This is a genomic window from Chitinilyticum litopenaei DSM 21440, from assembly GCF_000428145.1.
Classification (GTDB): domain Bacteria; phylum Pseudomonadota; class Gammaproteobacteria; order Burkholderiales; family Chitinibacteraceae; genus Chitinilyticum; species Chitinilyticum litopenaei.
Genome location: NZ_ATZJ01000005.1, coordinates 152016 through 165811, shown reverse-complemented (window position 1 = coordinate 165811; position 13796 = coordinate 152016). Strand labels below are relative to the sequence as shown.

Sequence of the window (13796 nt, the reverse complement as noted above, 5' to 3'; positions counted from 1 at the left end):
CACTCCTGACAAGTTAATGTCTGGTGACCTTAGCGAGGTGGTCCCACCCCTTCCCATCCCGAACAGGACGGTGAAACGCCTCAGCGCCGATGATAGTGCAGATTGCCTGTGTGAAAGTAGGACATCGCCAGACTCCCCATGAAAAGCCCCGGTTTCGAAAGAGACCGGGGCTTTTGCTTTATGTGCTCTGGGTATACAAGCGCAAATCCAGAATAAACGCGGGTCGCGCATGCCGGCAAAATGCCCTTTCTTGCTAGAGGGGGGTAATGCCCTGTGAGCCAATAAGCCACTGGCTTCCAGCTGGATACGTTGAACTGGGGGCGTATTTGCTTGCCTTCATTTCCCGGCGGTAAATAGGAGAGTGCGGGGCTGCTGCTGCAGCCGCGACAGATCATGGTGCTGAACATCGCGCCTGTGCGCTCTGGTGGCAGGCACTGGTACAGGCAAGAAGGGGGGCGACTGGTTTCAGGAATGAAACTGCAGGCCTGGTGTTAGCAAGCAAAAACCCGGCTAGGCCGGGTTTTTGCTGGTGAACTGCTGGCGGCTTAGTGGCTCAGCACATGTGCTGACCACCGTTGATGGCGAGGTTGGTGCCGGTCATGAAGCCGGAGATGTCGGAGGCCAGGTAGCCAATCAGGCCGGCGATTTCTTCCGGTTTGCCCAAGCGGTTGACCGGAATGCCGGCAATGATCTTGTTGCGTACATCTTCCGGTACGGCCATGACCATGTCGGTGGCGATATAGCCCGGGCTGATGGTATTCACCGTCACGCCTTTCTTTGCCACTTCCTGGGCCAGCGCCATGGTGAAGCCATGCATGCCAGCCTTGGCGGCGGAGTAGTTGGTCTGGCCGAACTGGCCTTTCTGGCCGTTGATCGACGAGATATTGATGACCCGTCCCCAGCCGCGTTCGGCCATGCTGTCGACAAACTGCTTAGTGACATTGAAGATCGAATCCAGGTTGGTACGGATTACCGCATCCCAGTTCACCTTGTCCATGCGCTTGAAGGTGCCGTCCTTGGTGATGCCGGCATTGTTGACCAGCACGTCGACTTCGCCGAGTTCGGCGCGGATTTTCTCGGCCAGACGGGTGCAGGCGTCAAAATCGGTGACATCGCATTCATAGGCGTGGAACTGGAATCCTGCTGCAGCCTGCTCGCTCAGCCAGGCAGCTTCCTTGCCCGGGCGCGAATAAGTGGTAGCTACGGTAAAACCCTGCTGGGCCAGCTGGCGGCAGATCGCCGTGCCAATGCCACCCATGCCACCAGTAACCAGTGCAACTTTTTTCATTGATCTATTACCCTTCCAGTGATTTGCGCTTGCTAAATGTTTTCCTTACGCCTATATGCGTAGGTGGGTAATTATTGCGGGGCCGTGACGGGATGTCCACTTTCCCGAAAGGATGAACAGCCAGTTGGGGGGTGGCTGCAACAGTTATGGCGGAGTGCCGGCCATCGCTTGGCTTGATGAATCACAAGCGCGCGGACTTGTCCAGAATTGAGGGGGGGGCGTGCTTCGGATAGAATACGGGATTCCAATTTGCGTATCCTGCCATGACCAAGTACATCTTCGTTACCGGCGGCGTTGTCTCCTCTCTGGGTAAAGGCATCGCCGCCGCGTCACTTGCGGCCATCCTCGAATCGCGTGGCCTCAAGGTCACCATGATGAAGCTGGATCCCTACATCAACGTCGACCCGGGCACCATGAGCCCGATGCAGCACGGTGAAGTATTTGTGACCGAAGACGGCGCCGAAACCGATCTGGATCTCGGCCACTATGAGCGCTTCATCCACGCCAAGATGAAGAAGAGCAATAACTTCACCACCGGCCAGATTTACGAGTCGGTGATCAAGAAGGAACGTCGCGGCGACTATCTCGGCAAGACCGTGCAGGTCATTCCGCACATCACCGATGAAATCAAGCATTTCATCGATCTGGGCGCCAACGGCGCCGAGCTGGCGGTGATCGAGGTGGGCGGCACCGTTGGTGATATCGAATCCTTGCCTTTCCTTGAGGCCATTCGCCAGATGGGTGTAACGCTCGGCCGCGAGAACACCTGTTTCGTGCACCTGTCCTATGTGCCGTATATCGCGGCTGCCGGTGAAATCAAGACCAAGCCGACCCAGCACAGCGTCAAGGAACTGCGTGAAATCGGCATTCAGCCCGATGTGCTGATCTGCCGCGCCGACCGCATGGTGCCGGACGATGAACGCCGCAAGATTGCACTGTTTACCAACGTGAGCGAGAAGGCGGTTGTATCCTGCCCGGACATGGATTCGATCTACATGATTCCGCGCGTGCTTTCCGAGCAGGGCATCGACGACATCATCGTGCGCCAGCTGCAGCTCGACCTGCCCAAGGCCGATCTGGGTCTGTGGGACCGTATCGTCAACGCGATCGAAAACCCGAGCCAGACCGTGAATATTGCCATGGTTGGCAAGTACGTCGACCTCACCGAATCCTACAAGTCGCTGATCGAGGCGCTCAAGCATGCCGGCATCCACACGGGCAGCGAGGTGAAAATCCATTTCGTTGATTCCGAGTCGCTGGAAACCGAAGGTCCGGCACAGCTGGCCAGCATGGATGCCATTCTGGTGCCGGGCGGTTTTGGCAAGCGTGGCGTGGAAGGCAAAATCGTCGCCGTGAAGTACGCCCGCGAGCACAATATCCCCTACCTGGGTATCTGCCTGGGCATGCAGATTGCGCTGATCGAGTTTGCACGCGATGTGGCGGGTCTGGCTGGTGCCAACTCCACCGAATTCGATCTGGAAACCGACTATCCGGTGGTGGCACTGATCGACGAATGGGTCAATCACGACGGCAAGATCGAGAAGCGTGACGAGAATTCGAACATGGGCGGCACCATGCGTCTGGGTTCGCAGCAGTGCAATCTGCAGCCCGGCTCGCTGGCCGCGCGGATTTATGGCGCCGCGGAAATCACCGAGCGTCATCGTCATCGCTATGAGGTGAACAACCACTATCTGCCGCGCCTGGAAGCGGCAGGGCTCAGGATCAGCGGCAAGTCCGCCGGTGCCGAGCAGCTGGTGGAAACCATCGAACTGCCGGAGCATCGCTGGTTCTTCGCCTGCCAGTTCCACCCGGAGTTCACCTCCACGCCGCGCGACGGCCATCCGCTGTTCAAGTCCTATATCGAAGCCGCCATCGCCTTTGCGCGCGAGCAGGGCCGTGAAGGATTGAGCTGCTAATATCCTGACGGGTATCTGGCTATAGCCCAGATACCCGTTTGCCTGTATGAATATACCCATGAGGTGGCTATGAAGCTCTGCGGTTTTGACGTTGGTATCGAGCATCCCCTGTTCCTGATCGCCGGCCCCTGCGTGATCGAGAGCCAGCAAATGGCGCTGGATACCGCCGGTCAGCTCAAGGAAATCACGACCGAACTGGGCATTCCCTTCATCTACAAGTCGAGCTTCGACAAGGCCAATCGCTCGTCGGGCAAGTCCTTCCGCGGTTTTGGCATCGACGAAGGCCTGCGCATTCTGGCCGAAGTGAAGCAGCAGATCGGTGTGCCGGTGCTCACCGATGTGCACGAAACCGGGCAAATCGAGCAAGTCGCCAGTGTCGTCGATGTGCTGCAGACGCCGGCCTTCCTGTGCCGCCAGACCGACTTCATCCGTGCTTGCGCGCAAAGCGGCAAGCCGGTGAACATCAAGAAAGGCCAGTTCATGGCGCCGGGCGACATGAAAAACGTCGCCGACAAGGCCCGCGATGCGGCGCGCGAGGCTGGCCTGCCCGAAGAGCTGTTCATGATGTGCGAGCGTGGTGTCTCCTTTGGTTACAACACGCTGGTCAGCGACATGCGCGGACTGGCCATCATGCGCAATACCGGCTGCCCGGTCGTTTTCGACGCCACGCACTCGGTACAGCAGCCCGGAGGCCAGGGCGACCGCTCCGGCGGCCAGCGCGAATTCGTGCCGGTGCTGGCGCGTGCTGCCGTGGCATCCGGTATCGCCGGCCTGTTCATGGAAACCCATCCCAACCCGTGCGAAGCCCTGTCGGACGGACCGAATGCCTGGCCATTGCCGCGAATGAAGGAATTGCTGACCGTTCTCAAGGAACTGGATGCCGTGGTCAAGGCACACTCGCTGATTGAAGAAACGCTGTAACCCGATTGTGCTACGCTTGGCCCGCAATCACGGCCGGTGTGCGAAATCGGACCTGAATTCACAGAACCAACCTCAAACAAAGGAAACGCACTGATGAGCGCTATTGTTGATGTTATTGCCCGCGAGATTCTGGATTCCCGTGGTAATCCGACCGTTGAAGCCGATGTACTGCTGGAGTCTGGCGTACTGGGCCGCGCAGCTGTACCGAGCGGTGCTTCCACCGGTGAACGCGAAGCGCTGGAACTGCGCGATGGCGACAAGTCGCGCTATCTGGGCAAGGGTGTCCTGAAGGCTGTTGACAATATCAACACCGAAATCTGTGAAGCCATCATCGGTCTGGATGCAGCCGATCAGGCCTTCATCGACAAGACCATGATTGCGCTGGACGGCACCGAAGACAAGAGCAAGCTGGGTGCCAACGCCATCCTGGCCGTATCCATGGCCGTGGCCAAGGCTGCAGCTGAAGAAGCTGGCCTGCCGCTGTACCGCTACGTTGGTGGTTCCGGCCCGATGGCCCTGCCGGTACCGATGATGAACGTCATCAACGGTGGCGAGCACGCTTCCAACAGCCTGGACTTCCAGGAAATCATGATCGTTCCGGCGGGTGCGCCCACCTTCCGTGAAGCACTGCGTTATGGCGCTGAAGTCTTCCATAACCTGAAGAAGATCCTGCACGACAAGCATCTGCCGACTCAGGTGGGTGATGAAGGCGGTTTTGCGCCGGACGTGGCCGGCCCCGAAGAAGCCATCGAACTGATCCTGGCCGCCATTGAAAAGGCTGGCTACAAGGCCGGTTCCGATTTCTTCATTGCTCTGGATTGTGCAGCTTCCGAGTACTTCAACAAGGACAACGGTACCTACACCTTCAAGAAGGGTGGCGGCCGCACCTTCTCGTCCAATGAGATGGTTGATTACCTCGAAAGTCTGGTGAACAAGTACCCGATCATCTCCATTGAAGATGGCATGGGCGAGCGTGACTGGGCGGGCTGGAAGGTGCTGACTGATCGTCTGGGCGGCCGCGTACAGCTGGTCGGTGATGACCTCTTCGTGACCAATGCCAAGATTCTGGCCGAAGGCATCAAGCAGGGCATCTGCAATTCCATCCTGATCAAGGTCAACCAGATCGGTTCGCTGACCGAAACGCTGGCTGCCGTTGATCTGGCCAAGCGTCACGGTTACACCTCGGTCATGAGCCATCGTTCCGGTGAAACCGAAGACAGCACCATTGCCGACTTGGCCGTGGCCACCAACTGCATGCAGATCAAGACCGGTTCGCTGAGCCGTTCCGATCGTATCGCCAAGTACAACCAGATCCTGCGTATCGAAGAGGAACTGGGCGATGCGGCCTACTATCCGGGCGCCGAAGCCTTTTACCAGATCAAGCGCTAATTGCTGATCTGCTGCTGCAGCGGGCAGGCAAAGCCCTGTCGGCTGTAGTAACATTCTTGACCGGAGCCGCCAGGCTCCGGTTTTTCATTGCAGGATGCTTATGCGATTGCTTGCCCTAGTGTTTGCCGTACTCATCATTGCCCTGCAGTGGCCGCTGTGGGTGGGCAAAGGCAGCTGGCTGCGCGCCTGGCAGCTGGATCATCAGCTGAGCGAGCAGCGAGCCCGCAATGAGAAGCTGAAAGAGCGCAATGCCGCGCTGGCTGCCGAGGTGCGCGATCTGAAGGCCGGTACCGATGCGATCGAGGAGCGGGCCCGAAACGAGTTGGGCATGATCCGCCAGGACGAGGTGTTCATGCAGGTACTCGATCATCCGGTGGGCGCCGGCAGTGTGCCGGCCACGGCCAATACAGCCCGATAAGCCTTGCCGTCCTTTGTAACTGTTGCCTAACAGTTTATTGCGCTTTGGCAAGTTTTTACGGCTGTTATCCCCGCATGGGCCGGCGTATAGTAGTGCCACCGCCGATTGTGCACCGAAGGCCATGGATACCGTACTGACCGCTAGCAGCCGCAAGGCCGAGACCCTTTATTTCCAGTTGGCCGAAGACCTGGCCCAGGCGATTGCCAATGGCACGCTGCAGCCCGGCGAAAAACTGCCATCGATCCGCAAGTTGTCTGCTCAACGGCAGGTCTCGCTGTCCACCGTCATGGAAGCCTACCGTGAACTGGAAGACCGCGGTCTCATCGAGGCGCGTCCTCAGTCGGGCTTCTATGTGCGCATCACGCGCGCCTTCGTGGCGCCAGAGCTGACGCAGCCGCCGCAAAAACCGTCCGATGTGGTGGTCGACCCTTTGCTGGCTCCCGCCGAGCTGGCACGCCTGCATGATCTCAAGGTCGATTTCGGGCTGGCCATCCTCTCACCCAAGCTGTTTCCCAATCAGGCCATCCAGCGCATTCTCGCCCAGGTGACCCGGCACGATCCGGACATTCTGGCCGATTATGGCAAGCCGATTGGCGATGTCGAATTGCGGCGCCAGATCGCCCGGCGGGCGCTGACCTGGGGGGGGCAGATCGATGCAGACGAGATCCTGATCACCCATGGCGCACTGGAGGCGCTGAACCTCTGCCTGCGTGCTGTGACCCAGCCGGGCGACGTCGTGGCCATCGAGTCGCCAGCCTATTTTGGCCTGCTGCAGATCCTGGAGAGCTTCCAGCTCAAGGCGCTGGAAATCCCTACCCATCCGCAGACCGGCATTTCCATCGAAGCGCTGGAGCTGGCGACGCGCAATGGCCAGGTCAAGGCCTGTGTGTTGCTGCCCAATTTCTCCAATCCGCTGGGCAGTCTGATGCCGGATGACAACAAGCGCCGCCTGGTCGAGCTGCTGGAAAGCCGCAATGTCCCGCTGATCGAGGACGATATCTACGGCGAATTTTTCTACCATGGCGAGCGTCCGCGCCCGGCCAAGGCCTTTGACCGGACCGGCAACGTGATGCTGATCGCATCGTTTACCAAGATGGTTGCACCGGCCTTTCGCGTGGGCTGGGTGGTGGCGGGGCGCTGGCACCGCGAGCTGGAACAGCTCAAGTTCATCAATACCTACTCGACACCCTTGCCGCTGCAGCGTGCCATTGCACGCTTTCTGGAGAACGGGGGTTACGATCACCATCTGCGCCGCCTGCGCCGGGCCTGCGCCGATCAGGTCAATGCCGCGGTCAGCGCCATTCAGCGCTATTTCCCGGCCGATACGCGTCTGCATGTGCCGCAGGGGGGGTATGTGCTGTGGGTGGAGCTGGGGGGCAATGTCGACACCCTGGAGCTGCTGCAGCGCGCGCTGGCCGAAGGCATCGCCTTTACGCCGGGGCCGCTGTTCTCGCCCAGCCGCAGCTATCGCAACTGCCTGCGCATCTGCTGCGTGGAGCCGTGGACAGTGCGCCACGAAAAGGCCATCCAGCGTCTGGGCGAGCTGGCTGCCGTGCGCGGCTGAAGCGCGCGCCCGCGGCGTGACGGTGTTGTCGCATTTCTGCCCGCCTGAGGGCTTGCCGGTCTTGTCATCGCCCTGACATCTGCACAGAAGAGTATGCTGCATCGCAGCATCATTTTTCGCTTTCCGGATGAAGGAGTGTGGCATGGGCATTTACTACGAAGACCTGTCGGTGGGCCTGATGGCGGAATACCGCAAGACCATTACCGAGACCGATGTGGTGTTGTTTGCCGGTCTGACCGGCGACAACAATCCGATGCACATTGACGAGGAATTTGCCGCCGAAACGCGCTTTGGCGGGCGCATCATCCACGGCATGCTGACTGCCAGCATGCTGTCCTCGGTCATCGGCATGAAGCTGCCCGGCCCAGGCTGCATCTACATGTCGCAAAACCTGCGCTTCATCAAGCCGGTAAAGATCGGCGACACGGTCAGCGCCCAGGCCACCGTGCTGGAACTCTATCCGGAAAAACAGCGCGTCAAATTGCTGACCGAATGTTATGTGCGTGGCGTGAAGGTGCTCGAAGGCGATGCACTGGTCTGGGTGCCGGCCAGAAAGGTCCAGGCCTGAGTTGGCAGGGCCGCGCAGCCAACCAATCCGCCGCCCGGGCCTGCTCCGGGCGGTGCCGCTTTGGCGTGCCGCTGCGCTGTGCTGCATTCGCCAGGCCGGATTGCCACCGCGCTTGATGTAGCACAATCCCCGTTTTTACCGTGGCTGTTACATTTTGCAGCAGTCGCGCAAACCATAAAACCACAGGCCTTGCCGGGCCGGACGAGTCCGCTTGCCGGGTGTAAGTAATATTGTTAAGTTTTGCTGCGCAAGCGCCGGGCGGTGCGCACCGGCTTGCAGGCTACGCCCCGGTTCCGCGCTGGCGTCCGGGCAGCACCGCTTTGCCGGTGACGATAACAACTGAAAATCTACACAAGGAGTTTGTCCATGCTACGCAGCACCAAGATTGTCGCTACGCTCGGTCCGTCTTCCGGCGACGTTGCCACGCTGGAAAAACTGATCGCCGCTGGCGTCAACATGTTCCGCCTGAATTTTTCGCATGGCACGGCACAGGATCACCTCGACCGCGCCGCCATCGTGCGCGAGTGTGCGAAAAAGGCGGGCAGGGCGGTCGCGATCATGGTCGACTTGCAAGGCCCGAAAATCCGCGTCGGCAAGTTCGAAAAGAACAAGATCGAACTGAAAAACGGCGACAAGTTCATCCTCGACGCCAATTGCCAGCTGGGCAATCAGGAGCGCGTCGGCCTGGATTACAAGGAACTGCCCAACGATGTGGCGCCGGGCGCCGTGCTGCTGCTTGACGATGGCCGGCTGGTGTTCGAGGTGACCGAGGTGATCGGCAGCGAGATCCATGTGCTGGTGAAGATTGGTGGCACGCTGTCAAACAACAAGGGCATCAACCGCCAGGGCGGCGGCTTGACCGCGCCGGCGCTGACCTCCAAGGACATGGAAGACATCAAGACGGCAGCCAAGCTGCATGCCGATTACGTGGCGGTGTCCTTTCCCAAGAGTGGCGCCGACATGTACATGGCGCGCACGCTGCTGCGCGCGGCGGGCAGCAAGGCCTTGCTGATCGCCAAGATCGAGCGCACCGAGGCGGTCGCCAGCCTGGAAGAAATCCTTGATGCCTCCGATGGCATCATGGTTGCGCGTGGCGACCTGGCGGTGGAAGTCGGCGACGCCGCCGTGCCGGCGCTGCAGAAGAAAATGATCAAGCTCGCGCGCAAGAAGCACAAGCTGTCGATCACCGCCACGCAGATGATGGAGTCGATGATTTCCAGCCCGGTGCCGACGCGGGCGGAAGTCTCCGACGTTGCCAATGCCGTGCTGGATGGCACCGATGCAGTGATGCTGTCGGCGGAAACGGCTTCGGGCAAGTATCCGGTTGAAACCGTCGAGGCGATGGCGCGCGTCTGTGTCGAGGCCGAGAAGACGTTCGAGAGCAAGATCGATGGCGAGATGCTGCTGCAGGGCGATATCGCGCGCATTGACCAGACCATTGCCATGTCCGCGCTGTTTGCGTCCAGCCACCTGAACGTCAAGGCCATTGCGGCGCTGACGCAAAGCGGCTCCTCGGCGCTGTGGATGAGCCGCTTCATCCGTGGCGTGCCCATTTATGCCCTGACCCCGGAGGCGGAAACCTACAATCGCCTGTCGCTGTTCCGCGACGTGTATCCGGTGATGATCTCGCACGAGAACACCGATCGCGAGTCGCTGCTGGTGCGCGCCGAGGTCGAGATGCTGCGGCGCGGCATCGTGCAGCAGGGCGATCTGGTGGCCTTCACCTTTGGTGATGTGGTGGGTCTGGGGGGCGGTACCAACTGCCTGAAGATCATCAAGATCGGCGAGCGCAAGTCGCGCTGAGCGCGTGGCCCAGACAGCAAAAAACCCGCCTAGGCGGGTTTTTTGCTGGGTATTGCCCTGCAGGCCAATACTGCATTGGGCTGTGGAGAAATACCCTGATTATTTCTAATTGATGTCCAGCACGTCGCGCATGTCGAAGAAGCCGCTGCTGCGGCCCTGTAGAAAGCGCGCGGCGCGCAGGCTGCCCGAGGCATAGATCGTGCGGTTGCTGGCCTTGTGGCTGATTTCGATGCGCTCGCCCAGGCCGGCAAAGATCACCGTATGGTCGCCGATCACGTCGCCGCCACGCAGCGTGGCGAAGCCGATGGTGCCGGGCTCGCGTTCGCCGGTAATGCCTTCGCGCGCATACACCGCGCAATCCTTCAGATCACGGCCCTGCGCTTCGGCGACGGCGCGGCCCAGCATCAGCGCGGTGCCCGACGGCGCATCGACCTTCATGCGGTGATGCATTTCCAGCACCTCGACATCGTAGCCGGTGGCGAGCGCACGACCGGCGACTTCCAGCAGCTTCACCAGCAGGTTCACGCCCACGCTCATGTTGTAGGCATGCACGATGGCGATGTCGGCGCTGGCGGCCTCAATGGCCGCGCTGCCGGCTTCGTCAAAGCCGGTGGTGCCGATGATCATGTTGACGCGGTGTGCGCGGCAGGCGGCCAGATGCGCCAGCGTGCCTTCCGGGCGGGTGAAGTCGATCAGCACATCGGCACCGGCCAGCGCAGCCAGCTCAGCCGTGATGGCGACGCCGCATGCGCGGCCCAGAAAGGCGGCGGCATCCTGGCCGATGGCCGGGTTGCCGGCATGGTCCAGCGCGGCATGCAGCTGGCAGTCATCGGCGGCCAGAACGGCTTCGATCAGCATGCGGCCCATGCGGCCGCTGGCTCCGGCAATGGCGATGCGGGTCATTGCTTGGCCTCGTCAACGAGCGGTTGTACGGTCGGCTCTTCGGCGGCCGGGCTGTCGGCGGCAACGGCGCTGGCCTGCGTAGCGGCCTTGCTGAAGCGGCTGTTCGGGTCGGCCGGCAGGGTGGAGCCCTGCCAGCGTACCAGCGTGTCGCCTTCGAAGAAGACGGTGAAGGCATGCTGCTCAAGCAGGCGTCCGCCCTTGGCATTGCTCTGCACATAATCCCAGCGGTCGGCATGGAAAGGATCGGTCAGCAGTGGCGTGCCAAGCAGAAAACGGACCTGGCCACGGCTCATGCCGGCTTTCAGCTGCGCGACCTGGTCGGCGGTGACTTCATTGCCCTGGGGGACATCGATCTTGTAGGGGCTGAGAACATTGACTGCGCCACAGCCGCCGAGCAACAGGCTGGCGGCAAGAAGCACGGGAATCGGGCTGACCTTCATGGTGTCGGTTCTTTCTCTGGCTGGCAGGGTGTTGAAAAGACGGTTTGCCCATTGGGCATCATGCACCGGGCGGGGCCCGCCGCAGACCGTCCATCCGAACCCGGATGCTCATCCGGGTTTGCTGATCACGGGTATCGCGATTTGCCTCTCGCGCATTCTCCGTCGCGGCGGAGAAAATGCGCTGCGGGCCGTTTTCAACAGCCAGCAAGGCGAGCGGTGCGAAGCACCGGGAAACGCTATATCATAACCGGATTAGGCGCTGTTGACGCCAGTTTTGCGGCCCGGAAACGGCATCAACAGCGCCACGCCGCATGACACCGCCAGCCTGCAGGAAAAATAAAGCATGAGCAAAGCCGCCGAACTCAAGGGCATGGGCCTCAAGGCCACCGGCCCCCGCCTGAAAATCCTCAACCTCTTTGAAACCAGCCAGCAACGCCATCTGGCCGCTGAAGACGTTTACCGCCTGCTGCTTTCCGAGCAGATCGACATCGGTCTGGCCACTGTGTATCGCGTGCTGACCCAGTTCGAGCAGGCCGGCATTCTGGTCCGTCATCATTTCGAAACCGGCAAGGCCGTGTTCGAGCTGGCCGACAATGGCCACCATGATCACCTGGTGTGCGTGAAGTGCGGCAAGGTCGAGGAATTCTTCGACGCCGAAATCGAGCAGCGCCAGGAAGCCATCGCCAAGCAGCACAACTTCCAGATGCAGGAACACGAAATGTACCTGTACGGTGTGTGCGCCGACTGCCAGCCCAAGGCCGCCTGACCGGGTGTTTCCCGCCTGATGATTGCCTGGCTGGACCACACGCTGCGTTTTCCGCCGGTCGACACGGCCCTGCGCGACCCGGAAGGGTTGCTGGCCGCCGGCGGTGATCTGCACCCGCAACGCATTCTGGCGGCCTATCGGCTCGGCATCTTTCCCTGGTTCATGCCCGGCGAACCCATTCTGTGGTGGTCACCCGACCCGCGCATGGTCTTGCACACCGCGGAACTGCATGTGCCGCGCTCGCTGGCCAAGGTGCTGCGCAACCACGCCTACGAAGTGCGTTTTGACAGCGCTTTTGCCGAGGTGCTGGCCGGCTGTGCCGCGCCGCGCGATGCGCATGGCGCAACCTGGATTACCGACGAGATGCGCGCAGCCTATCTGGCGCTGCATCACGGTGGTCATGCGCACAGCGCCGAATGCTGGATTGATGGCCAGCTGGCGGGGGGGCTCTATGGTGTTGCCATTGGCCGGATGTTCTATGGTGAATCCATGTTTGCCCGGCAGGCCGATGCCTCGAAAATCGCCTTTGTCCACTTGGTGCGCTGGTTGGCGCAACAGGGCGTGACGCTGATCGATTGCCAGATGCATACCGCGCACCTGGCGCGCTTTGGCGCCCGGCCCATCCCGCGGCAGCGCTTTGTCGAGCACCTGCAGCAGGCCTGTGCGACCGGGCCGCTGCCTGAGCGCTGGCAGTACCATTACCGGAGTGAGCCCGATGCGTGAAGCCGCCCATGTCATGCCGCTGCAGTTCTATGCGACGGCCGCCTATGAATGCAGCTATCTGCCCGAGCTGATGGCGCGCTCGCAGGTCGTCGTGCCGTCCGGGCGGATGGAGCAGCGGGTGTACAGCGAGCTGGTGCGGCAGGGCTTTCGGCGCAGCGGGCAGTTTGTCTACCGCCCCTGGTGCGACCAGTGCAAGGCCTGTGTGCCGGTGCGCGTGCCGGTGAACGGCTTTGCACCCAATCGCACTCAGCGCAAGATCCTGTCGCGTCTGTCCGGTATGCGCAGCCGCCTGCTCGGGCTGGATTACCAGGATGCGCATTTTCAGCTCTATCGCAGGTATCAGCAGGCGCGCCATAGTGGTGGCGGGATGGATGAGGATACCTCTGAGCAGTATGAAAATTTCATTCTGCAGAGTGGCGTCAACAGCATGCTGGCCGAATTCATGCTGGACGACAGGCTGGTGATGGTCAGTCTGATTGATCAGCTCGACGATGGCCTGTCGGCTGTCTACACCTTTTTCGACCCCGATCTGCACAAGCACAGCCTGGGCGTTTACAACGTGCTCTGGCAGCTGGGGCTGGCGCGCCAGCTGGGTCTGCCCTATGTCTACCTTGGTTACTGGATCGCCCAGTGTCGCAAGATGGCCTACAAGACCGACTATCGCCCCATCGAGGGGCTGCTGCATGGTCGCTGGCAGCGGCTGCCTGACTGAGTCTTGCTGTTGCTTCTTCCTGATTAGGTAGCTACCTCAGCAAAGTACAATTCGTCATTCCCGCGAAAGCGGGAATCCAGCGGCAATGCCTTTTCTAGCGTCGCTCTGGATGCCGGCTTTCGCCGGCATGACGAGTTGCTGAGTTGGCTGCCTGATCAGGTTCTTCTTTAGGGTATATGGCTGCAGCCATTTTTCGTAAATGGTTGCGGCCATATACCCTTATTGTGTCTGTTGATGCTTTGGCAAGCAGTGAGTCGTGCCGGGCTTGGCCCAACGCGTGGTGCCGGCCTGGCCGCAAGCTGTTCAACCCGGATGATCCATTGGGGCGCGGGATGATGGCGAGGCGCTTCGCGAGTGAATTCTTGCGCTGGCGCCAAGCCCATGG

The 13796-nt window shown here is 60.7% G+C and carries 14 protein-coding genes and 1 rRNA gene; 11 read left to right on the top strand and 4 right to left on the bottom strand.

The window, feature by feature from the left end:
- Positions 1-19: 19 nt before the first annotated feature.
- Positions 20-133: ribosomal RNA gene (rrf, locus tag C515_RS0103785) — 5S ribosomal RNA — on the top strand.
- Between the two features lie 420 nt (positions 134-553).
- Here the strand turns inward: rrf and C515_RS0103780 are convergent.
- On the bottom strand, positions 554-1288 hold the full coding sequence (locus C515_RS0103780) for a beta-ketoacyl-ACP reductase (RefSeq protein ID WP_043647949.1): 735 nt from the start codon (positions 1286-1288) through the stop codon (positions 554-556).
- Positions 1289-1551: 263 nt separating this feature from the next.
- Here C515_RS0103780 and pyrG point away from each other — a divergent pair, with 263 nt between their 5' ends.
- From pyrG to pyk, 7 genes are all read left to right on the top strand, one after another.
- On the top strand, positions 1552-3204 hold the full coding sequence (gene pyrG, locus C515_RS0103775; protein WP_028454449.1) for a CTP synthase: 1653 nt from the start codon (positions 1552-1554) through the stop codon (positions 3202-3204).
- A gap of 69 nt (positions 3205-3273) precedes the next feature.
- Positions 3274-4125 carry a 3-deoxy-8-phosphooctulonate synthase gene (kdsA, locus tag C515_RS0103770; protein ID WP_028454448.1) on the top strand — a complete coding sequence of 284 codons (852 nt, stop codon included), beginning with the start codon at positions 3274-3276 and terminating at the stop codon, positions 4123-4125.
- A gap of 93 nt (positions 4126-4218) precedes the next feature.
- Entirely contained in the window at positions 4219-5514 is a 1296-nt protein-coding gene (gene eno, locus C515_RS0103765; RefSeq protein ID WP_028454447.1) for a phosphopyruvate hydratase, read from the top strand.
- 100 nt (positions 5515-5614) lie between these two features.
- Complete coding sequence (ftsB, locus tag C515_RS0103760; RefSeq protein WP_028454446.1) at positions 5615-5932, top strand: cell division protein FtsB; 318 nt, start codon at positions 5615-5617, stop codon at positions 5930-5932.
- Positions 5933-6053: 121 nt separating this feature from the next.
- Entirely contained in the window at positions 6054-7496 is a 1443-nt protein-coding gene (locus C515_RS0103755; RefSeq protein WP_051304599.1) for an aminotransferase-like domain-containing protein, read from the top strand.
- A 142-nt stretch (positions 7497-7638) separates the two neighbouring features.
- A complete protein-coding gene (locus C515_RS0103750; RefSeq protein ID WP_081686730.1) occupies positions 7639-8064 on the top strand; it encodes a MaoC family dehydratase in 426 nt (141 codons plus the stop codon).
- A gap of 366 nt (positions 8065-8430) precedes the next feature.
- A complete protein-coding gene (gene pyk / locus C515_RS0103745) occupies positions 8431-9867 on the top strand; it encodes a pyruvate kinase (RefSeq protein ID WP_028454443.1) in 1437 nt (478 codons plus the stop codon).
- Between the two features lie 105 nt (positions 9868-9972).
- Here the strand turns inward: pyk and dapB are convergent, their stop codons facing one another.
- Complete coding sequence (gene dapB / locus C515_RS0103740; RefSeq protein ID WP_028454442.1) at positions 9973-10770, bottom strand: 4-hydroxy-tetrahydrodipicolinate reductase; 798 nt, start codon at positions 10768-10770, stop codon at positions 9973-9975.
- Positions 10767-11210 carry an outer membrane protein assembly factor BamE gene (locus tag C515_RS19375; RefSeq protein WP_081686729.1) on the bottom strand — a complete coding sequence of 148 codons (444 nt, stop codon included), beginning with the start codon at positions 11208-11210 and terminating at the stop codon, positions 10767-10769. Before C515_RS19375 ends, dapB begins: the two co-directional genes overlap by 4 nt.
- A gap of 343 nt (positions 11211-11553) precedes the next feature.
- Here C515_RS19375 and fur point away from each other — a divergent pair, with 343 nt between their 5' ends.
- The 3 genes from fur to C515_RS0103715 are packed head-to-tail and all read left to right on the top strand — an operon-like array spanning position 11554 to position 13411.
- A complete protein-coding gene (gene fur / locus C515_RS0103725) occupies positions 11554-11976 on the top strand; it encodes a ferric iron uptake transcriptional regulator (protein WP_028454441.1) in 423 nt (140 codons plus the stop codon).
- An 18-nt stretch (positions 11977-11994) separates the two neighbouring features.
- Complete coding sequence (gene aat / locus C515_RS0103720) at positions 11995-12699, top strand: leucyl/phenylalanyl-tRNA--protein transferase (protein ID WP_028454440.1); 705 nt, start codon at positions 11995-11997, stop codon at positions 12697-12699.
- A complete protein-coding gene (locus C515_RS0103715; protein ID WP_028454439.1) occupies positions 12692-13411 on the top strand; it encodes an arginyltransferase in 720 nt (239 codons plus the stop codon). The genes aat and C515_RS0103715 overlap by 8 nt, the downstream gene beginning before the upstream one ends.
- A 54-nt stretch (positions 13412-13465) precedes the next feature.
- Here C515_RS0103715 and C515_RS23970 read toward each other — a convergent pair whose 3' ends face one another.
- Positions 13466-13624, bottom strand: a complete 159-nt coding sequence (locus C515_RS23970) for a hypothetical protein (RefSeq protein ID WP_158380769.1) — start codon at positions 13622-13624, stop codon at positions 13466-13468.
- Positions 13625-13796: the final 172 nt, after the last annotated feature.